General features: G+C 40.3%; 23 protein-coding genes. 1 reads left to right on the top strand and 22 read right to left on the bottom strand.

The window, feature by feature from the left end:
- Positions 1 to 153: 153 nt before the first annotated feature.
- The 12 genes from HMPREF1116_RS07930 to cdaA all read right to left on the bottom strand — a co-directional run bounded on the left by HMPREF1116_RS07930 (position 154) and on the right by cdaA (position 11623).
- Positions 154 to 828: a DnaD domain-containing protein gene (locus tag HMPREF1116_RS07930; RefSeq protein WP_000221599.1), complete on the bottom strand. Its 675-nt coding sequence runs from the start codon at positions 826 to 828 to the stop codon at positions 154 to 156.
- Positions 829 to 836: 8 nt separating this feature from the next.
- Complete coding sequence (gene metA / locus HMPREF1116_RS07925) at positions 837 to 1781, bottom strand: homoserine O-acetyltransferase MetA (RefSeq protein ID WP_001122702.1); 945 nt, start codon at positions 1779 to 1781, stop codon at positions 837 to 839.
- A gap of 191 nt (positions 1782 to 1972) precedes the next feature.
- On the bottom strand, positions 1973 to 2485 hold the full coding sequence (locus HMPREF1116_RS07920) for an adenine phosphoribosyltransferase (protein ID WP_001049312.1): 513 nt from the start codon (positions 2483 to 2485) through the stop codon (positions 1973 to 1975).
- A 122-nt stretch (positions 2486 to 2607) separates the two neighbouring features.
- Positions 2608 to 3213, bottom strand: a complete 606-nt coding sequence (locus HMPREF1116_RS07915; protein ID WP_000391483.1) for a hypothetical protein — start codon at positions 3211 to 3213, stop codon at positions 2608 to 2610.
- Positions 3213 to 5081, bottom strand: coding sequence for an ABC-F family ATP-binding cassette domain-containing protein (locus HMPREF1116_RS07910; RefSeq protein WP_001279094.1), 1869 nt, complete (start codon positions 5079 to 5081; stop codon positions 3213 to 3215). Before HMPREF1116_RS07910 ends, HMPREF1116_RS07915 begins: the two co-directional genes overlap by 1 nt.
- The gene (locus HMPREF1116_RS07905; protein ID WP_081478792.1) at positions 5078 to 6277 is read right to left on the bottom strand and encodes a CCA tRNA nucleotidyltransferase; all 1200 of its coding nucleotides are present in this window, start codon (positions 6275 to 6277) and stop codon (positions 5078 to 5080) included. The genes HMPREF1116_RS07910 and HMPREF1116_RS07905 overlap by 4 nt, the downstream gene beginning before the upstream one ends.
- The gene (gene dapB / locus HMPREF1116_RS07900) at positions 6274 to 7041 is read right to left on the bottom strand and encodes a 4-hydroxy-tetrahydrodipicolinate reductase (RefSeq protein WP_000027911.1); all 768 of its coding nucleotides are present in this window, start codon (positions 7039 to 7041) and stop codon (positions 6274 to 6276) included. Before dapB ends, HMPREF1116_RS07905 begins: the two co-directional genes overlap by 4 nt.
- 273 nt (positions 7042 to 7314) lie before the next feature.
- Positions 7315 to 8163 carry a DegV family protein gene (locus tag HMPREF1116_RS07895; RefSeq protein WP_000762149.1) on the bottom strand — a complete coding sequence of 283 codons (849 nt, stop codon included), beginning with the start codon at positions 8161 to 8163 and terminating at the stop codon, positions 7315 to 7317.
- A 3-nt stretch (positions 8164 to 8166) separates the two neighbouring features.
- Positions 8167 to 8541: a DUF1149 family protein gene (locus HMPREF1116_RS07890; RefSeq protein ID WP_001050083.1), complete on the bottom strand. Its 375-nt coding sequence runs from the start codon at positions 8539 to 8541 to the stop codon at positions 8167 to 8169.
- 71 nt (positions 8542 to 8612) lie between these two features.
- Positions 8613 to 9962, bottom strand: coding sequence for a phosphoglucosamine mutase (gene glmM, locus HMPREF1116_RS07885; protein ID WP_000521467.1), 1350 nt, complete (start codon positions 9960 to 9962; stop codon positions 8613 to 8615).
- Between the two features lie 25 nt (positions 9963 to 9987).
- Entirely contained in the window at positions 9988 to 10779 is a 792-nt protein-coding gene (locus HMPREF1116_RS07880) for a CdaR family protein (RefSeq protein ID WP_000742292.1), read from the bottom strand.
- Positions 10766 to 11623, bottom strand: a complete 858-nt coding sequence (cdaA, locus tag HMPREF1116_RS07875) for a diadenylate cyclase CdaA (RefSeq protein WP_001011056.1) — start codon at positions 11621 to 11623, stop codon at positions 10766 to 10768. The genes HMPREF1116_RS07880 and cdaA overlap by 14 nt, the downstream gene beginning before the upstream one ends.
- Positions 11624 to 11757: 134 nt before the next feature.
- Here cdaA and HMPREF1116_RS07870 point away from each other — a divergent pair, with 134 nt between their 5' ends.
- Positions 11758 to 12726 carry an NAD(P)/FAD-dependent oxidoreductase gene (locus HMPREF1116_RS07870; protein WP_001293215.1) on the top strand — a complete coding sequence of 323 codons (969 nt, stop codon included), beginning with the start codon at positions 11758 to 11760 and terminating at the stop codon, positions 12724 to 12726.
- Between the two features lie 33 nt (positions 12727 to 12759).
- On the opposite strand, the gene whiA is transcribed toward HMPREF1116_RS07870, so the two are convergent.
- The 10 genes from whiA to HMPREF1116_RS07820 all read right to left on the bottom strand — a co-directional run bounded on the left by whiA (position 12760) and on the right by HMPREF1116_RS07820 (position 21087).
- Positions 12760 to 13671, bottom strand: coding sequence for a DNA-binding protein WhiA (gene whiA, locus HMPREF1116_RS07865; RefSeq protein WP_000011302.1), 912 nt, complete (start codon positions 13669 to 13671; stop codon positions 12760 to 12762).
- The gene (locus HMPREF1116_RS07860) at positions 13668 to 14645 is read right to left on the bottom strand and encodes a YvcK family protein (RefSeq protein ID WP_001231099.1); all 978 of its coding nucleotides are present in this window, start codon (positions 14643 to 14645) and stop codon (positions 13668 to 13670) included. The genes whiA and HMPREF1116_RS07860 overlap by 4 nt, the downstream gene beginning before the upstream one ends.
- Positions 14642 to 15532, bottom strand: coding sequence for an RNase adapter RapZ (rapZ, locus tag HMPREF1116_RS07855; RefSeq protein WP_000163050.1), 891 nt, complete (start codon positions 15530 to 15532; stop codon positions 14642 to 14644). The genes HMPREF1116_RS07860 and rapZ overlap by 4 nt, the downstream gene beginning before the upstream one ends.
- A 51-nt stretch (positions 15533 to 15583) precedes the next feature.
- Positions 15584 to 15964 carry a RidA family protein gene (locus tag HMPREF1116_RS07850; RefSeq protein WP_001140424.1) on the bottom strand — a complete coding sequence of 127 codons (381 nt, stop codon included), beginning with the start codon at positions 15962 to 15964 and terminating at the stop codon, positions 15584 to 15586.
- Positions 15965 to 15973: 9 nt separating this feature from the next.
- Entirely contained in the window at positions 15974 to 16561 is a 588-nt protein-coding gene (yihA, locus tag HMPREF1116_RS07845; protein ID WP_000405195.1) for a ribosome biogenesis GTP-binding protein YihA/YsxC, read from the bottom strand.
- Between the two features lie 8 nt (positions 16562 to 16569).
- Positions 16570 to 17802 carry an ATP-dependent Clp protease ATP-binding subunit ClpX gene (gene clpX, locus HMPREF1116_RS07840; protein WP_007555413.1) on the bottom strand — a complete coding sequence of 411 codons (1233 nt, stop codon included), beginning with the start codon at positions 17800 to 17802 and terminating at the stop codon, positions 16570 to 16572.
- Positions 17803 to 17833: 31 nt separating this feature from the next.
- Positions 17834 to 18004, bottom strand: coding sequence for a hypothetical protein (locus HMPREF1116_RS12135; RefSeq protein ID WP_000442255.1), 171 nt, complete (start codon positions 18002 to 18004; stop codon positions 17834 to 17836).
- Positions 18004 to 18510 (bottom strand): dihydrofolate reductase, encoded by a 507-nt coding sequence (locus HMPREF1116_RS07830; protein WP_000162497.1) that lies wholly within the window; start codon positions 18508 to 18510, stop codon positions 18004 to 18006. Before HMPREF1116_RS07830 ends, HMPREF1116_RS12135 begins: the two co-directional genes overlap by 1 nt.
- Before the next feature lie 127 nt (positions 18511 to 18637).
- Positions 18638 to 19156 (bottom strand): Dps family protein, encoded by a 519-nt coding sequence (locus HMPREF1116_RS07825; protein WP_000229851.1) that lies wholly within the window; start codon positions 19154 to 19156, stop codon positions 18638 to 18640.
- A gap of 149 nt (positions 19157 to 19305) precedes the next feature.
- Positions 19306 to 21087: an ABC transporter ATP-binding protein gene (locus HMPREF1116_RS07820; RefSeq protein ID WP_000813402.1), complete on the bottom strand. Its 1782-nt coding sequence runs from the start codon at positions 21085 to 21087 to the stop codon at positions 19306 to 19308.
- Between the last annotated feature and the right edge of the window lie 3 nt (positions 21088 to 21090).

Below are 21090 nucleotides of genomic sequence, written 5' to 3'. Positions count from 1 at the left end.
TCTGCAACCTCAAAACATTGTTTTTAGCAACCTGCGGCTCGCTTCCTAGTTTGCTCTTTGATTTTCATTGAGTATAAAACACACAAAAAATGCCCACAAGCTAGATTTTCTTTCTAGCCTGTAGGCATTTTTTTCTATTATCAATACTTAAAACTAGTCTTTCCAAAGATCCATAGCATTTTGAAAATCTGCAGAAACTTGAACATTTTGAGGATTAGTCGCTTCTCTCTCCTGACGCTTAGCCTCTACCTGGACTACACTCTTAATACCTTCATGACGCCAGTTTCTTAGGATAGCCTGGATGTACTTCCAATTTGGTTTTCCATTCAAAACGGCCTCACGTAGGGCTTCTTTGATCAGGTCCGCACTGGTTCCGTCTTCTTTCAAACTCTTTTCTAAATCTTCGATTTCAAAAGGACTTAAGAGACGACCTAGCTCTTGTTGGAAGGTTTCCACCAAGTCTTTCAAATCATTTTTAGCAGGTACCATTTGATTTGGTTCTTGCTTTTCAAAAAGTTGGTCTAAGCGCTCTAAAGCTAAAGTCGCATCAAAAATCACTTCTATCTCACCATTGAGTTCAATGGTTCGGTATTGAAGTAAGCCTTTTTCTGTCAAGCGCGAAATAGCTTGATTGACTTCAAAGACTTGCTTTCCAATTTTCTCAGCAATCTGGCTTGGGGACAATTCCCCTAAAGCTGTTGTATTTTGCAGGTAAAAGAATTGCCAAACTAAGAAATCATCGCTTGATGAAAACAGTTGATTGTAGTTTAAGAGCAGAGCACTTGGTAGCACCAAGTTCCCTGATTTGAAAGCATCTAAATATGTCATAATTCCTCTTATAAATATCCAAAATGAGACACATCTTCTTCTGCACTCTTCCACTCAAAAGGCGTTTCTTGGTAAACTGCATAATTTACCCAGTTACTGAAAAAGAGAGCAGCTGAGGAACTCCAACGCATACAAGGAAGTTCATGGATGTCATCATTTTTGAAATAATTTTCTGGTATATGGGGATCTAAACCAGCATCTAGATCTCTAAAATATTCTTTCGCTAGCGTATCACGATCATACTCCAAATGCCCAAAGCTATAAACTTCTCTTAAATCTCGGCTTGCAAGGATAGAGATTCCCACCTCTTTTCCAGATGCTAAAATCTCTAGATTGGTTTTATTTACAATGTCTTCTTTGAGAATTTCTGTGTGACGAGAATGAGGAGACACATACAAGTCATCAAAACCTCTCAGCAAAAGATGACCTTCTTTTAAAACATCTTGAGAATAAATCCCAGAAAGCTTCTGGTCCATCTGGTATTTATCTACGCCATAGCGATAGTATAGACCCGCTTGTGCTCCCCAGCAAATATACAGGGTTGAAAAGACATGAGTCTTAGACCAATCGATAACCTTAGTAAATTCCTCCCAATAGTCCACTTCTTCAAAAGGGAGATGTTCAACTGGAGCACCTGTAATAATCAAGCCATCAAAATACTGGTCTTGAACTTCTGAGAAGGTCTTATAAAAAGTCTTCATATGCTCAGAACGAGTTGTTTTCGACTGATGACTTTCCATATATAAAAATTCAATATCTAACTGCAAAGGAGTATTGGCTAAATGGCGTAAAAGCTGAGTTTCTGTAACCATTTTCAGTGGCATCAAGTTTAAAATCAGAATTTTCAGTGGTCGAATATCCTGATGAGCCGCCCTCTGGTCATCCATGACGAAAATATTTTCCGTTCGTAAAATCTCAACTGCTGGTAATTTTTTATCAATTCGAATCGGCATAGAAATCTCCTTACTGTATCATATTGGACTCAAGTAAACATGGTATCGTCAACGGGGAAAAATGCTGACGTTTCTCTTTCCCTTTATTATACTGTATGAAGATATAGTTTTCAATTATAGTTTTTCTCTAACTAGATATAGCTTATTTTTATATCAAATGAAGAGAAAACAGCCCTAGGGACTGTTTTTCATTAATAATGCATCAGCACTTTATAGTCGTAATCTCCGATAGCTTCACGACCTTTGAGTTCATCCAGTTCGATCAAGAAGGCACAACCTGCTACGACTCCACCCAATTTTTCAATCATTTCGATGGTTGCTTTAACAGTACCACCTGTTGCCAAGAGGTCATCTACGATAAGAACACGTTGTCCTGGTTTGATAGCATCTGCGTGCATAGTCAAAGTATCAACACCATATTCTTTTTCGTAGTCAGCTGAAATAACTTCGCGTGGTAGTTTTCCAGGTTTACGCACAGGAGCAAAACCAATTCCCAACTCAAAAGCAACTGGACATCCAACGATAAATCCACGCGCTTCTGGTCCTACGATCATATCGATCTTTTTGTCAGTAGCATATTGAACAATTTCACGAACAGCATAGCTGTAGGCATTGCCGTTGGCCATCAAAGGGCTGATATCACGGAATGTAATTCCTTCTTGTGGATAATTTTCAATACTTGCAATGTAATCTTTTAAGTTCATAGCATTTCTTTCTTTTTAAGTTTTTACTCCCTATTATACCATAATTCTTAAAAAAGAGAAATAGAAAGAAACCCTGGAAACTGAGTCCAAGGCTTCTGATCAAATCTGTAACTATTGCTCGTTTAATGAACTCTTGCCTTTTTTTTGCTTTTAGAGTTTTGATTGCGTTGACGATTTTGTTGGATGCGCCACTCTCGCTCAAAGTAGGACATGGTTTCAAATACTCTTCGCGGTAAACCGACATCCAGCAAGTAGATTGGGATTTTCAAAAAATTTGCTTGCTTTGCAGTCGAAAATCTACTTCGTAGACGATTCCATAAAGAGTTGGTTTTCAAAAGATCTTTATCATTAAAATGAACTTCAATAGTATAAAAATCCCTTGAACTTCTACCACCCTTGATTCTCATTAGAGAAAATGTTTCTACCTGCCCCCAGGAATAAAACTGCCAATCTTTTTTAGGATGTGGCTTATAGGAAAAACCTTGGGCCGTACATTTCAAATACTCTTTATCTGAAAAAAGAAGTCGCAAACGTTCATACAAAATCCATCCAACAATGATGATTAAGAATAAGACAAAGAGTCTTAATGCCACCAATCCCACAGGTGCCTCCTTGGGATAGGTCATCATAAAAGATAGGATCCAAAGAAGAAAAGCTAACTCAAGGAAGCAGAGAACAATAGTCCAAATGATTTTCTTACTGCTCCATTTGATAATTTTTTCTTCCATTACGCCAAATCACTTAAATATTCATAGCGTTCATATTTTTCAAGCAAGGCTTCATTCTTCTCATCTAACTCTTTTTGAAGAGTAGCTAGCTTCCCAAAGTCCGAGCCATTAGCCTGCATTTCCTCTTCAATGACAGAGATACGGTTTTCCAAGGCTTCGATGTCACCTTCAATACTTGCCCACTCTTGCTTTTCTTGGTAGGTCATGCGTTTCTTTTCTTCACGAACTTTGACGACTTTTTCCTTCTCAGCCTTTTGAACTTGATTTGTCGCTTCTGCTTCGAAGGCTTTTTCATCTAGGTAGTCGGTATAATGCCCAAAGAAAGGACGAATGCTACCATTCTCAAAAGCAAGAATCTTAGTCGCAACTTTATCAAGGAAATAGCGGTCGTGACTAACTGTTAAGACTGGACCTGCAAAACCTTGTAAGAAATTTTCTAGAACAGTTAAGGTTGCAATGTCTAGGTCATTAGTTGGCTCATCCAAGAGGAGCACATTGGGTTTTTCGAGGAGTAGTTTAAGGAGGTAAAGTCGTTTTTTCTCACCACCAGACAACTTCTCAATCAAAGTACCGTGTGTTGAACGCGGGAAGAGAAATTGTTCTAGTAACTCAGCGATAGAGGTCGTAGAGCCACCGCTAGTTTTAACCTCTTCTGCCACTTCCTGCAGATAATTGATAACCCGCTTACTCTCATCCAAGCCTTCGATTTGTTGAGAGAAATAGGCGATGCGAACCGTTTCGCCGATGATAACTTGTCCATCAGTTGGTTCAAGACTTCCTGCAATTAGGTTAAGAAGGGTTGACTTCCCAACACCATTGTCACCAACGATTCCGATACGGTCTTTGGCTTGAACCAAAAGGTTAAAATGTTGCAGAATCTGTTTGTCGTCATAGGCAAAGGAAACATCCTTAAACTCGATGACCTTTTTACCGATACGGCTAGTTTCAAAATTCATGCTTAAGTCTGTCTCAACACTATTATCTGAAACTTCCTTCTTCAAGTCATGGAAACGATTAATACGCGCCTGTTGCTTGGTTGCACGAGCTTGTGGTTGTCTTCTCATCCAGGCTAATTCCTGTTTATAGAGTTGTTCCTTTTTGTGAAGAAGAGCTGCGTCGCGCTCATCCTGTTCAGCCTTGAGACGAACATAGTCTTGGTAATTTCCTTGATATTCGGTCAAACCAGCTCGGTCTAACTCAAAGATTCGCGTTGAGAGCGCATCTAGGAAGTAACGGTCGTGGGTGATAAATAACACTGTTTTCTTGGAATTTTTCAAGAAGAGGGTTAGCCACTCAATGGTGGCAATATCCAAGTGGTTGGTAGGCTCATCAAGAAGCAGAAGATCATGGTTGCCCAGAAGGACTTGCGCCAACTGAACCCGTCTTCGCAAACCACCTGATAGGGCTCCAACGGGAGTTGATAAATCCTGAATACCCAACTTGCTGAGAACGGTCTTGACCTGACTCTCAATTTCCCAAGCTTGGAGGGAATCCATCTCTGACATAACCCTTTCCAAACGTGCCTGCTTATCCTCACTGTAGTTGAGCATGAGCAATTCATACTCACGGATCAACTGGATTTCTTTCAAATCACTCGATAGAACAGTATCCAAGACAGTCTTGTTATCATCAAAATCTGGGTCCTGAGTCAAATAGCCAATCTTGTAATCATTTTTTGCCGAAAAAGGGCTCACATCACCATCAAAACCAGAAACTCCTGAAAGTACATCTAAAAGGGTTGTTTTCCCAGTTCCATTGACGCCGATAAGACCGATTCTGTCCAAGTCATGAATGATAAAGGAAATATCCTTAAAGACAGTCTTGTCTCCAACGGATTTACTTAGTTTTTCAACAATAAAATCACTCATTTTTTCTCCCTCAAGTAGGCATGAATAGCTTCCAAGTTATTTTCCAAATCTCCATCCACAATAGCATACTCAATCTCTGCTAAAATTTCTCCCATTTCTGGTCCTGGTTGATAGCCATATTCTTTGATCAAAATCCCACCATTGATTTGAATTTCTTTCTTATCATGGATAGTTAGGCTGTGATAAGTCTCTGTGATGGCCTGTGGATTGACTTCTTTTCCTTGAGCCTGACGAAGATTTTCAGCCTGTAAAAGTAAATCTAGATCAAAGCGGTAACAATCGCGCTTGCTTAGTTCTCCTTCTTCACGAAGTTCTAAGATCGTAAGTAAATCTTGAACTTGCTTGGCAAATTGACGAGAAGTTTTCCAATGTTTCAAAAATTGTTGAGCATCTTCCACTTCTAAAACCCATAAGAGTGCAGCCCAGGCTTGCTCAGAAGATTCAAAGGTAAGATCAGCCTCTAAGTCAAACAAAGATTGGAGTTTGTCCTGACTACCAGCCATATCTGGAAAATAATCATAAGCTTTACTTGCAATCATAGAAGACAGACCTACTCGCCAATGAGGAGCCAGAAGAAGTTTATCAAATTCAACAAAAGTACGTTCCACAGAAATTTTCTCTAAGAGTGGCGTTAAGGTTTTCATCGCTTCAAAGGTTTCTTGCTCGAGTTCAAAACCAAGACTGGCTTGAAAACGAAAGCCACGCATGATGCGTAGGGCATCTTCGTTGAAACGCTCACTAGCTACACCAACTGCTCGTAAAACTTGATTTTCTAGATCTCTCAAACCATCAAACAAATCAATGATTTCGCCCATCTCATCTAAGGCAAAGGCATTAACTGTGAAATCACGTCGTTTGAGGTCCTCTTCTAGCGAACGAACAAAAGAAACTGAACTTGGTCTACGGTAGTCTACATAGACATCCTCAGTTCTAAAAGTGGTCACTTCGTACTCTTCATCTCCGTCTAAAACCAAGACGGTTCCATGCTCAATCCCAATGTCAGCTGTACGAGGGAAAATCTGCTTGGTCTCTTCTGGATAAGATGACGTCGCAATATCCACATCATGGATGGGACGATTAAGTAGGGCATCCCTAACAGAGCCCCCAACAAAATAGGCTTCAAAGCCAGCCTCTTTAATTTTTTCTAATACTGGTAAAGCCTTCTGAAATTCAGAAGGCATTTGTGTTAATCTCATAATAAGTGTTCTAATCCATAGACAAGCTCATGACGCTTGACAACTTCTTTGATTCCCAAATTCACCCCTGTCATGAAGGAGCTACGATCATAGGAGTCATGACGTAGGGTCAATCCTTCTCCCTGATTTCCAAATATAACTTCCTGATGAGCTACCAAACCTGGCAAACGGACTGAGTGGATTCGCATACCATCAAAGTTAGCACCACGTGCACCTGAAATGAGTTCTTCCTCATCACTAGCACCTTGTTGGATAGACTTACGAACTTCTGCCATCAATTCCGCTGTTTTGATAGCTGTTCCGCTAGGAGCATCTTTTTTCTTGTCATGGTGAAGCTCAATAATCTCTACATTTGGGAAGTATTTTGCAGCTTGTGTCGCAAATTGCATGAGTAAGACAGCACCCAAGGCAAAGTTAGGAGCAATCAAGCCACCCAAGTTTTTAGAACGAGAAAATTCTTTTAGGTCTTCAATCTCTTGACTAGTGAAACCTGTTGTTCCAACGACAGGAGCAAAGCCATTTTCAAGCGCAAAACGGGTATTCTCATAGGCAACAGCTGGTGTTGTAAAGTCCACCCATACATCTGCCTCAATACCTGCCAAGTCATTCTTATCATTGAATACTGAAATTCCCTGCCAGTCAGATGCAGACTCAAAAGGATCTAAAACCGCTACCAGTTCAAGTTCAGGATCTGACAAAACCATCTGACAAGCAGATTGGCCCATTCTTCCCTTAAAACCAGCAATAATTACTCGAATACTCATCTTTACTCCTATCTAAGATACAAAGGACGTTAGCTGCCCATAAAAAATAGGGAATGGCGCTGACTTTCCACGAAAGGCAAGACAGGCATCTTTTTTCAAGAGGCAGATAGTCCGTGTTCAATTTTAAGATACAAAGCCTGTAAGAACACAAAGTGAAAATAGGAGGTCTGGTCAAGGAGTGTATACTTCTTGGAAGAACTATCTTTTTCACACAGGGTTTCAGGCGTGTTGAATTTCAAGATACAAAGGACCTTAGTTGCCCCTAAAAATAGTCTAGATTATGGGTGTATAGCCCAAAGCAATACTTCCTTCTCCCAGGTGAGTCCCAATAACACTACCGAAGGTTGCAATTGAAACATCTGTAGCCACTCCACCATCGATCAAAAGTTGACGTAAATCTGCTGCTTTTTGAGGAGCATTCCCGTGAATGACAGTAATCTGGTAATTCCCAATAGCTGTTGCTTCTTTAACAATTTCAACCAAGCGTTTGGTAGCCTTTTTCTCTGTACGAACCTTTTCATATACTTCTATCACACCTTGGTCATTGAAGTATAGGATTGGCTTGATACTAAGGAGATTCCCTAAAATGGCTGCACCATTTGAAAGACGTCCCCCCTTAACTAGATGGTCAAGATCATCCACCATAATAAAGGCTGAGGTATTTTCAATCTGTTCAGTTACTTTATCTAAGATAGACTCAAAGCCATCTCCTTGCTCTGCCCATTTAAAGACACTTTCAGCCATGTATCCTAAAGGAGCACTTGTAATTCGAGTATCTGGAAAAGCAATGGTCAAACCTTCAAACTCATCCTTCATGTATTGGATATTTTGGTAAAACCCTGAAATTCCAGAAGATAGGAAAAGACCCAAGGCATGTGTATAGCCTTTAGCTTTTAATGATGATAAAATTTCATCTAACTTGGCAATACTTGGTTGGCTCGTTTTTGGCAATTCGCTTGCTGAAGCCATTTTTTCATAAAATTCTTGAGCGGTTAGATTTACACCTTCAACATACTCCTGTCCATCGATATTCACAGGAATGTCTAGCACAAATAAATCTTCTTTCCGCAAGGTTTCCGCTTGTAGAAAAGCAGACGAGTCTGTTATGACCGCTAATTTCATTTCTTAAAACTCCAAATTAATTCCCGGTAAATCAAGGGCAATTTCTGTTACTTCGTAAGTCAAACGATTAAGCATATCCAAACATGGACGAGCTAGTGTCTCAACTTCTTCTTGGTTGAAATCACTTGGTTGGTCGACAATACGACCTTCAACATGATTGACTTGAGAAATCGTTCCACTAATGACAAATCTATCAAAGACAATCATAAAGCTCAAAACAACTACCAAAGAAGTAACTTGATTATCTTGATCATGCTGAAGCAACTGGAAGTTTACATCAACCTTAGTTTCAGGTGCTCCATTTTCATTTTCCCATTCAAAGTTACGCGCATCAAAGTGATACTGGCTGACAAATTCTTGTTCACGTTTTAAATTCATTTTCATCTCCATTTGTACAATTACAATATAGTTGCCATTGTACCATATTTTTTTATTTTCTGCTAGATTTACTAAATACCAATCTCAGTTTTAACAACTTGGGCAATAGTATCTACATAGTAGTCAACTTCCTCAGTGGTTGGGGCTTCAGCCATGACACGCAAGAGTGGCTCCGTTCCACTTGGACGAACGAGGATGCGGCCATTCCCTGCCATTTCTTCTTCCATCTTCTCGATAATGGCTTTGATAGCAGGAACTTCCATTGCCTTTTCTTTCATGCTATTCTCAACTCGAATATTGACTAATTTTTGTGGGTAAATAGTCACTTCTGCTGCCAACTGAGACAAGCTCTTACCTGTTTCTTGCATGATCTTCGTCAATTGCACAGCTGATAACTGACCATCACCAGTTGTATTGTAGTCCATCAAGATAACGTGACCAGACTGCTCACCTCCAAGGTTATAGCCAGACTTTCTCATTTCTTCAACTACATAGCGGTCTCCAACAGCAGTGACTGCTTTATTGATTCCTTCACGGTCCAAGGCTTTATGGAAACCAAGGTTAGACATAACGGTTGTTACGATCGTATTTTGAGCCAATTGGCCTTTTTCAGAAAGGTATTTCCCGATGATGTACATAATCTTGTCACCATCAACGATTTCTCCATTTTCATCAACAGCAATCAAACGGTCGCTATCACCATCAAAGGCCAAACCGATAGCTGACCCGCTTTCTTTTACAAGTTCTTGCAAGGCTTCTGGATGAGTTGAACCAACGTTCAAGTTGATGTTAAGGCCATCTGGTGTTTCACCGATAACTGTTAATTGAGCACCTAGATCAGCAAAAATTTGACGAGCACTTGTTGCTGCTGCACCATTTGCTGTGTCCAAGGCAACCTTCATCCCTTCAAGAGGAGTTCCAGTTGAAACAAGGTAGCCTTCATACTTACGCAAGCCTTCTGGATAATCAACAACAGTACCTAAACCTTCAGCACTTGGACGTGGAAGAGTATCTTCACTGGCATCTAGCAAGGCTTCGATTTCTGCTTCCTTGTCATCGTCAAGTTTAAAGCCGTCACCACCAAAGAATTTAATTCCGTTATCAAGGGCTGGGTTGTGACTAGCTGAAATCATGACACCTGCGCTCGCACCTTCTGTTTTAACAAGATAAGCTACTGCTGGTGTTGCAAGAACGCCTAGTTTGTAAACGTGAATTCCGACTGAAAGGAGGCCAGCAATCAAAGCTGCTTCCAGCATTTGACCTGAGATACGAGTGTCACGTCCTACAAACACTTTCGGAGCTTCAGTCGTATGTTGACTAAGAACATAACCTCCAAAACGTCCCAATTTAAAAGCTAATTCTGGCGTAAGTTCTACGTTTGCTTCTCCACGGACTCCGTCCGTTCCAAAATATTTACCCATTTTTTTATCCTTTTCTATTGTTTTATTAATCTTTTTTTGAAGAGTCTGGCTTGGTTTCAGAACCAGTTGAAGACGAACTGCCCGAAGATGAGCTTGTCGTTGATGAGCTAGAACTACTTGCTGATCTAGCTTGTTTCGTTGTTATCTTCATGCTTGTTTCATACGGTGTAATCACCGTTGGTAAAACTGTTCCATTCTTATCAATAGCTTGTAGAGGAACTGAACCCGTATAATTTCCTGTAATTTTTTCACTAGTTGGTAAAACAGCCACAATCTTATCAATCTTAGACAAGGTATCAACATCACTAGTAACCGAAACGCGTTCATCTGAAACAGTCACACTATCGATAAGAATTCGTTCATCAACCTTACCAGAGTCAATCTGTGGAGTGACTGGTAAATTATCCCGTGTTGCTTTCTTCCCAATTTTAACGGTGATTTTCTGCGGTGTTGCTAGGGCTGTTAAACCACTTGGTAGATTCTCAATGGTCAAGGGAACTTCAACGGTTCCTTCTGTCGCCTGTGTTAAATCTGCAGTAACCTTAAATTTACGAGTGCTTTCTTGCATCTCACTAGCCAAGGTCACTCGATTGGATCCAGTTAAAAATACCGTTACTTCTGAACTAAAACCACTAATAAAATACTGCTCACTATCATACTGAATATCAATTGGTACATTTACGACCGTATTGGTATAGGTTTCTGTTCGAGCCGGTCTTGCATTATTATTATTTTGATAATTAATAGAGGTAGCGTAAATAAATAAAACGCAAGCAAAGAGGAGTGAGGAGATGATATATAAACTATTTTTTTTCATTCTTCCAGCCTCCTAATATACGCTCTGTTAAGCTTGGCTCTTGTGAATTTTCCGGAATCAGTATACGACGTAGCTCTTCCTCAAATTCTTCCATCGTTAAATCATGCTTAAAGACACCATTATAGGTAATGGAAATACCTCCAGTTTCCTCTGATACCACAAAAGTGAGAGCATCAGAAACCTCAGATAAACCAATGGCTGCACGGTGCCGCGTTCCAAACTCCTTAGAAATACCAGTGTCTTCAGTAAGTGGAAGATAAGCAGATGTTACAGCTATTCGTTCACCTTTTATAATGACTGCACCATCATGTAAAGGTGTGTTTGGAATGAAGATATTGATTAAGAGTTCTGCAGAAATCTTAGCATCTAAAGGAATCCCCGTGGAAATATATTCCTGCAAAGTTCTGACACGCTGAACTGATACAAGTGCTCCAATTTTTCGCGGGCTCATATATTCTACCGCTTTAACAAAGGCCTGAATCATCTGTTCTTCTGAACTCATTGGTGTACTTGAAAAGAAATCAGTCGCACGTCCTAATCGCTCTAAACCTGTCCGAATTTCTGGAGAGAAAATAACAACCGCTGCGATAACACCGTAAGTAATCAATTGATTGATCAACCAGGAAATAGTTGTTAAGCCTAGGGTATTTGCTGCTATCTGAGCTAAGATAAACACTAAAACACCTCGAACCAGGATCATAATCTTGGTTCCTGCAATTGATTTTGTAAATTGGTATAAGATATAGGCAACAATAAGAATATCAATCACATTTATCAGAATACTCCAAGGACTGGAAAATAAACTAGACCAGTATTGAAGATTAGATAATTGTTGAAAATTCATTCTAGGCCTCCTCTCCATAAAAAAGCTACTCTTCATTATATCATTTTATATGAAAATTTTCTTCCCCCTACTTCATTTTAAATTGGTAGAAAATATGATAGAATAAAATGATAGAAATGAATTAAGGAGAAACCATGTCTGAACTATATGATATTACCATTGTAGGAGGTGGACCTGTCGGTCTTTTCGCAGCCTTTTATGCTCACCTTCGTCAAGCCAAAGTACAAATCATCGATTCTCTTCCTCAACTAGGTGGTCAACCTGCCATCCTATATCCTGAAAAACAAATTCTCGATGTTCCAGGTTTTCCAAACCTCACAGGGGAAGAATTGACTAACCGCCTTTTGGAACAACTTGAAGGGTTTGAGACACCTGTTCACCTCAATGAAACTGTTCTTGAGATTGAAAAAGAGGATGATGTTTTTAAGATTACAACTAATAAGGGAAATCATACTTCTAAAACCGTTATTATTGCTATGGGAGGCGGTGCTTTTAAACCACGTCCACTTGAATTAGAAGGTGTTGAAGGCTATGACAATATCCACTACCACGTTTCTAACATTCAACAATACGCTGGTCAGAAAATAACCATTCTCGGTGGTGGAGACTCAGCCGTTGACTGGGCTTTAGCTTTTGAAAAGATTGCTCCAACTACACTTGTGCACCGTCGCGATAACTTCCGTGCACTTGAGCATAGCGTACAAGCCTTGCAAGAGTCTTCTGTAACTATCAAAACACCATTTGTGCCGAGTCAACTTCTTGGAGATGGAAAAACTTTAGACAAGCTTGAAATTACAAAAGTCAAATCCGATGAAACCGAAACCATTGAATTGGACCACCTCTTTGTCAACTATGGCTTTAAATCTTCTGTCGGTAATCTTAAAAAATGGGGATTAGAACTGAACCGCCACAAGATTATCGTCAATAGCAAGCAGGAGTCAAGCCAGGCTGGAATTTATGCTATTGGTGACTGCTGCTACTACGAAGGTAAGATTGACTTGATTGCGACAGGTCTAGGTGAAGCACCAACTGCTGTCAACAATGCCATTAACTACATTGACCCCGAACAAAAAGTACAACCAAAACACTCTACAAGTCTATAAGAAAAGAACCACGAATCATCCGATTCGTGGTTTTTACAATTCCTCTGCAATTTTGTTGATCTTTCTCAGGCGATGATTGACACCACTTTTGGTTAAGGGATTTGTCAGACTATCTGCCAACTTTTGGATAGAATAGTCTGGATGCTGGATACGCAGACGAGCAACTTCCTGCAAATCTGCTGGCAGATTATCCAAGCCAATTCTATCTTTGATTTTACTGATATTATTAATGGTTTTCATACTCGCTGAAACCGTACGAGCAATATTTGCCGTCTCTGCATTATTGGCACGATTGAGGTCATTTCGAGTTTCTCGGAGAATCTTGACACCTTCAAAAGTATCTCTCGCCTGCATAGCTCCTACTAAAATCAGGAAATCCATAATATCTTCTGCTCGCTGGAGATAGGTCACTGCACCTTTTTTTCGTTCGATAACCTTAGCATCTAACAAAAACTGCTGCAAGAGCGAAGCAATCCCTTGGGCATGATCTAGATAAACTGAACTAATTTCCAGCTGATACTTGCCTGACTCGGGATCCCGAATACTCCCATTTGCTAAAAATGCACCACAGAGATAGGCACGACCTGCTTCTTCATCTCCTAAAATATCTGGATCAATTCCCGTCTCCAGACCAAAGAAAGAATCAGCCAAACGCAAATCCGCTAAAAGTTCTTGGACTTGTTCATCTGTAAACACAGTATAGACCCGATTTTTACGAAGATTGCTTCTCTGATGATGACGAATCTCCGACTTGATACCATAAAAGTGTAAGAACGATTCATAGAGATGGCGGGCAAGCTTGGCACTCTCTGTAACAACGGATAAGGTCAAGCCAGAACTAGACAAACCTACGCTTCCAGACATCTTAATAATGGCTGATAACTCATAGCGACTCAGGTGGTGTTGACCTAGGATTTCTTCTTTTACTGCTACTGTGAAACTCATTTTCTCACCTGTATGATGCGCATTAATTCATCCACGATTAAATCCCCATCATGGAAGGCACCACCATTTTCCAAACGTAGGAAGTTGGATGAAATGACACGGGGAACTTGTTGATACAAACCATCGAAATCATGCTCAACCTGAACTAGATACTCATCAAAACGGTTGGTGTCCATATAGTCTCTTGGAACCTTTTCGATATTGACAAGTACTGTATCAATAAAAGGGCGACCAAGATGACGATGCAAGACTTCCACATGATCACTATCTGTAAAATGCTCAGTCTCACCACGTTGGGTCATGATATTACAAACATAAGCCACCTCTGCTTTGGTTTCAAGAAGCGCTTGTCCAATCTCTTCAATGACAATATTCGGCAAAATGGAGGTGAAGAGTGAACCAGGCCCTAAGACAATCATATCACTCTCAAGAATGGTATTGACAACTCGGCGACTTGCTTGGGGTTTTTCATCATTCAGGGTATTGGTGACATAAACATGGTCAATCATGCCTGGATGGTCTGCAATGTGACTTTCCCCAGCTACTTCTGAACCATCTTTAAAGACTGCGTGCAAGGTCAAGGGATGATCACTAGATGGATAAATCTTTCCAGTCGTATGGAAAAATTTACTCAGCAATTGCATGGCGTTATAGGTTGAACCCTGCATTTCAGAAAGCCCTGCTATGAGAATATTCCCCAGCGGATGTCCAGCAAAGGCACCTGCATCTTCCGAAAAGCGATATTGAAAAACCTTCTCATAGAACTTTGGCATGTCAGACATGGCCACAAGGACATTGCGTAAATCCCCAGGTGGTGTCAACTGCTGCATATTTTTACGCAGTTCACCTGAAGAACCTCCGTCATCAGCAACAGTTACAATGGCTGCAATGTCAACATCTCTTTCCCGCAAACTTTTTAAAATAACAGGGATTCCAGTTCCTCCACCAATCACCGTAATTTTTGGTTTTCTCATGAACGGTTTACCGTTTCCTTTCTTCGGTCTTTATCACGATGACTTTCATTTACAGGCCAATTTTTAGACAAATCAGTGGCTAATCGTTTGGCAAATGCAACACTCCGGTGTTGTCCACCTGTACAACCTACTGCAATGGTTAAAACAGATTTTCCTTCTTTCTTATAGCCAGGTAGGATTGGTTCAATCAAGGCCAACAAATGGCGGTAGAAATCCTCAGATTCCTCATGATTCATAACATAGTCATAAACGGCCTGATCTTCACCTGTCTGATTGCGAAGTTCTGGTAGATAATAGGGATTTGGGAGGAAACGAACATCAAATACCAAGTCAGCATCAATAGGAATGCCATATTTAAACCCGAAAGACATAACCTCAATACGGAAGGACTGAGCCTGTTCTTGATCTGAAAACTGCTCTGCAATGGTCTTACGTAGTTCACGAGGAGTTAATTCTGTTGTGTCTACCACGTTTTGGCTCATATTTTTCAAGGGTGCCAAGAGTTCGCGTTCCAGCTTAATCCCGTCCAAGATACGACCATCTGCTGCCAGAGGGTGACTTCTTCTAGTCTCCTTATAGCGTGCCACCAATTCCTTATCTGCTGCATCCAAAAAGAGGATTTTAAAGTCCAAATCATCTTGATTTTCCAATTCATCTAAGACAGTCTGAATCTCTGAGAAGAAAGAACGACTACGCATATCAACCACTAGGGCCAACTTGTGGTCATCATCCTTGGTCTCAACCAACTGTAAAAATTTTGGTAAGAGGGCAGGTGGCATATTATCAATGGTAAAATATCCTAAATCTTCAAAGGATTGAATAGCTACAGTTTTTCCTGCACCACTCATCCCTGTAACAATCACCAGGTGAAGTTGTTTTTTTGTCATCTTTGTCTCCTTATATCAAAAGAAGTTTGGAAGAACCAAACTTCAACTCGCTTATCCAATCTCTGCGATGACTTCAATTTCGACTTTTACATCGCGAGGAAGACGAGCTACTTCTACAGCTGAACGAGCTGGAAATTCCTTGTTAAAGGCTGTTTGGTAAACCTCGTTAAAAGGTACAAAGTCGTTCATATCACTCAAGAAGCAAGTTGTTTTAACAACATGGTCAAAATCTGTCCCTGCTTCTGCTAAAATAGCTCCAATGTTTTTCAAAACTTGTTCAGTCTGTTCTTGAATCGTTTCTCCTACGATTTCTCCAGTTTCAGGAGATAGTGGAACTTGACCGCTAGCAAACAAAAGGTTGCCAACGATTTTTCCTTGAACGTAAGGTCCGATTGCCTTTGGAGCTTTATCTGTATGAATTGTTTTTGCCATTTGTATTCCTCACAATTTTTCTAAAATAGCATCCCAAGCTTGATCCATTCCTGCTTTTGTTACGGATGAAAAGAGGATAAAATCATCGCTTGGATCAAAATTTAATTTCTTTTTAATAGCTGATTCGTGCTTATTCCATTTTCCACGCGGAATCTTGTCTGCCTTTGTCGCTACAATGATGACAGGAATCTCATAATACTTAAGAAATTCGTACATCTGCACATCATCTGCTGACGGATCATGACGAAGGTCAACGAGACTAACAACCGCCCGTAGATTTTCTCGAGTAGTTAAATATTCCTCAATCATACGACCCCATTTTTCGCGTTCCTTTTTGGAAACACGGGCGTAACCATAACCAGGAACGTCTACAAAGCGCATCTTATCATCAATATTAAAGAAATTGAGTAGTTGTGTTTTTCCTGGTTTTCCTGAAGTACGAGCTAGATTCTTACGATTAAGCATGGTGTTGATAAAGCTTGATTTTCCAACATTTGAGCGACCTGCAAGAGCAATCTCAGGAAGTTCATCCTCCGGATAATGGGACTTGTTGGCTGCACTCAGCAAAATCTCAGCATTGTGTGTATTGATTTCCATAGTCACCTCTAGGCTGTCTCTAGAATTGGCTTAGCCGTTCCGTCAACTGCTTCTTTTGTGATACGAACTGTTTTCACATTTTCTTGACTTGGAACTTCAAACATAACGTCTAGCATGGTTTCTTCGATGATTGAGCGAAGACCACGCGCACCCGTTTTACGTTCGATGGCTTTGTTTGCAATTTCCTGGAGAGCTTCGTCGTCAAATTCAAGCTCTACATCATCATAAGAAAGCAAGGTCTGGTATTGTTTGACCAAGGCATTTCTTGGCTCCTTCAAGATGCGAACCAAGTCATCCACAGTCAACTGCTCCAAGGCTGCAAAGACAGGCAAGCGTCCAATTAACTCAGGAATAATTCCGAATTTTTGAATATCTTCTGCGATGATTTCTTGCATATAAGAGCTGTTTTCGTCAATAGCCTTGTTGTTTTGTCCAAAGCCGATAACTTTTTCACCAAGACGCTGTTTGACAATCTCTTCGATGCCATCGAAGGCACCACCCACGATAAAGAGGATATTCTTAGTGTCCACTTGAATCATTTCTTGTTGTGGATGTTTGCGGCCACCTTGAGGTGGCACACTAGCTACAGTTCCTTCGATAATCTTGAGGAGGGCTTGTTGCACACCTTCACCAGAAACATCACGTGTGATAGACACATTCTCGCTCTTCTTAGCAATCTTGTCGATTTCGTCTACGTAAATAATTCCACGTTCTGCACGTTCGATGTTAAAGTCAGCTGCTTGCAAGAGTTTGAGGAGGATATTTTCCACGTCCTCACCGACATAACCAGCTTCAGTAAGAGCTGTTGCATCAGCAATGGCAAAAGGAACATTCAAACTTCTAGCAAGGGTTTGAGCAAGGAAAGTCTTCCCTGAACCAGTTGGACCAATCATCAAAATGTTTGATTTCTGCAAATCCACATCTTCTGTCTCTTCACGAGTGTCATGGAAATTGATGCGTTTGTAGTGGTTATATACAGCCACTGCCAAGGCACGTTTGGCACGATCTTGACCGATTACATAGTGGTTCAAGATGTTTAAGAGTTCGATTGGTTTTGGTACTTCAGACAAGTCTGCCAAGACTTCCTCAGCCAACTCCTCACGAATAATTTCCTGGGCCAACTCCACACATTCATTACAGATAAAGGCGTTGTTCCCAGCGATTATTTTTTTAACTTCTTCTTGGCTTTTGCCACAAAATGAGCAATAAACCATCATATCATTTTTCCTATTAGTAGGCATGATTCCCTTCCGTTCTAAATGATTTTTCTATCTAAAATAAGGTCATATAAAAAGCATGAATGCTATTCACCAAGTTTGTAAAGGCATTTAGCCAAAGTAGAGTAGCAAGTCCAAAGCGCTTTTTACGAAAAGCGTGTGTTCCAGCTACAAGACAGACAGCACACAAAAGAGCTGTAAAAAATCCAAAAATACTGCGCTCCATTAGACTTCCTTTCTCTTTCTATATTCGATGGTGAAATCATAGGCATTTTTATCATCTTTAGCATAAGATTTGCTTGCAAGAGTCTCAAAAACAGTCAAATCAAAATCTTCCGGGAAATAAGTATCCCCTTCAACTTGAGCGTGGATTTGTGTCACAATAATCTCATCGAGATATGGTTCAAAAAGCTGAAAAATCTGCTTGCCTCCAATAATATAGAGATTTTTATCCTGGTTCTGATACCAGTCTAAAACGTCCTCAACATTTTGGAAAACCAGAGCACCCTCAATTGACTCTTCAGGATTGCGCGTCAAAATCAGAGTCTCACGTCCTGGAAGCAAACGTCGTCCCATCCCATCAAAGGTGACACGTCCCATCAAGATGGCATGATTCAAGGTTGTTTCTTTAAAATGTTTTAACTCTGCTGGCAAATGCCATGGTAAGCGATCCTCTTTTCCGATTACACCCTTTTCATCTTGGGCCCAGATGGCTACGATTTTCTTAGTCATGCTTTCATCCTTTTTATTGATAGTTCTATTTTATCAAAAATCTTGAAAAAAGACTGTTTTGGAACGCCCTCCGAAATAGAAAAAATCCGTAGAAACTTTCTACGGATTTTTGACAAAATAGAGTATCTTACAAACCAGGTGCTTGTCCTAATTCTGCTGCAAGCATCCAGACAGTTTTTTCAAGGTCTGCCTTAGCACCAACGAAGATATCATTGGTTACATCATCACCTTCTTCATCTGTTACATCCAAGGCTTTTTGGAAAAGAGTGATGAGGTAACGATAAATTTCAAGAACACGTTCCAAACTTTCTTCTACATTACGGAATTCTCCAACTTCTTCCTCGATTTCACTGTGTTGAAGGAATTCTGTCAAAGTAGAGTATGGTTTGCCACCAAGTGTAATCAAGCGTTCGCTGATTTCATCAAGGTAACCATCTAGGCTATCCATGTATTCATCCATCTTAGGATGCCATACTTGGAAACCACGACCACGCATGTACCAGTGTACTTGGTGAAGGGCAATGTGAGCCACATACAAGTCTGCTACTGCTTGGTTAAGCACTTCCTTTGTTTTTGCTAGCGCTTCAGGCGCTGATTTAGATAATGTTGTTACGTCTTTTAATGCATCTTTTTTCAATTCTACCATTTTTCTCACCTCATAATATTATTTTTGCAACCATATTTATTGATTACTACCTCAGTATACTACACCTAGTAGACAAAAGCAAGAAAATTAACCCATATTAAAAAAGTTGTAATTGACTGATAATTTAAGAAAATGAGTGGCTATTTATCCTAGCTATTTTCTCTGTTTTTACTAGAAAATTGACTTTGATAAAGGTCATAATAGAAACCTTTTGCAGCTAAGAGACTTTCATGATTTCCTTGTTCGATAATCTGTCCATCTTTCAGCACCAAAATCTTGTCCGCTTCCTGAATAGTAGAAAGTCTATGGGCGATAACAAAGCTTGTTCTTCCCTTCATCAAACGCTTCATGGCCTTTTGAATCAAGAGCTCCAAGCGGGTATCGACTGATGATGTCGCTTCATCAAGGATTAGAATTTTGGGATCTGCTAAGAGTGCACGCGCGATAGTTAACAACTGTTTTTGCCCAAGAGAAATATTACTTGACTCTTGGTTCATTTCCATGTTATAGCCACCAGGAAGGGTGCGAATAAAGTGGTCAACATTGGCCGCCTTAGCAGCTTCAACGATTTCTTCATCTGTTGCCTCAAGATTTCCAAAGCGAAGATTTTCCTTGATGCTACCTTCATAGAGCCAGGCATCTTGTAATACCATCCCAAACTGTCGACGATAGTCCTGACGAGACAGGTCACGAATATCTTGGCCATCCACTAAAATGGCACCAGCTGTCACATCGTAAAAACGCATAAGAAGGTTAATCAAAGTTGTTTTACCTGCTCCAGTAGGTCCAACGATTGCTACCATCTCTCCAGGTTCAACATCTAGGTTGAAATTGCGAATCAATGGTTTATTTTCCACGTATTGGAAATCGACATTCTTGAAGCTAACTTGACCTGTCAATGGTGCTAGTTCTTTCACTTCAGCAGCTTGGACTTCTTCCTCTTCATCCAAAACTTCAAAGACACGGTCAAGCGAAGACTTGGCACTTTGCATTTGCCCAGCTAATTGAGTGATGTTTTGAATTGGCTGACTGACCTGCCACACATACTGAACGAAAGCCTGCATATTACCGATCGTCAAGCGACCTGCAATAACCTGCAAACCACCTAATACAGCAACAATTAAGTAAGTTAAATCAGATACAATATGTAAGGCAGGCATCATCAATCCTGAAATAAAGCTCGCCTTAAATCCGACTTGTTGTAATTCATCCGTAATCTTTTCAAACCTCTCTTGAGAGTTTTCTTCGCGTCCGAAAAGTTTTAAAACATTGAAACCTGTCAAGTTTTCTTGTACAAATCCATTCATACGTCCCAATATAGCCGCCTGCTGTTTAAAGTATGGTTGCGAACGATTCAGAATTGTTTTAGCCCCAAAATAAGTTATCGGAATCGACAAGATAACAATGATAGCCAACTGAAGATTTAGATAGAGGACCATTCCCATAACAAAAAGAATGGTAAAGACTGCATTGACAATCTGTAAGAAGGACTGTTGTAAAGCGTTCGAAACAGTTTCAACGTCACTTGTAAAACGGCCTAACAAATCTCCAAACTGGTGTTTGTCAAAGTAGGACACAGGAATACGATTGATTTTTTCACTCATTTCATTTCGCAAATCCTGTACCATGGACTGCACCGCATTGGTCATAAAGTAGTTTGAGTAGTAAGACCCCAACTCGTAAAGAAGCCCACGCAAGAGATAAATCACTAGAATTACTGCGATATAGCTGGTATTGATACCCGCTCCGGCAACACCATTTGCCATGGCAAGGAGGTTGTTGGTTAACTCAGTGATAGCAAGCCCTAATACGAAAGGCTCGATAACACTCATAATGACGCTGACTATTTTCAAGAAAACCGCAAAGAAAACAGAAAAACGGTAGGCTTTCAAGTAGCTCCATAGACGAGCTAGACTAGATTGTTGTTTCATCCT

The sequence above is a fragment of the Streptococcus sp. SK140 genome (genome assembly GCF_000259525.1).
Classification (GTDB): Bacteria; Bacillota; Bacilli; order Lactobacillales; family Streptococcaceae; genus Streptococcus.
The sequence above is the reverse complement of the archived record's forward strand: the minus strand, read 5'-3'. Positions and strand labels throughout refer to the sequence as shown.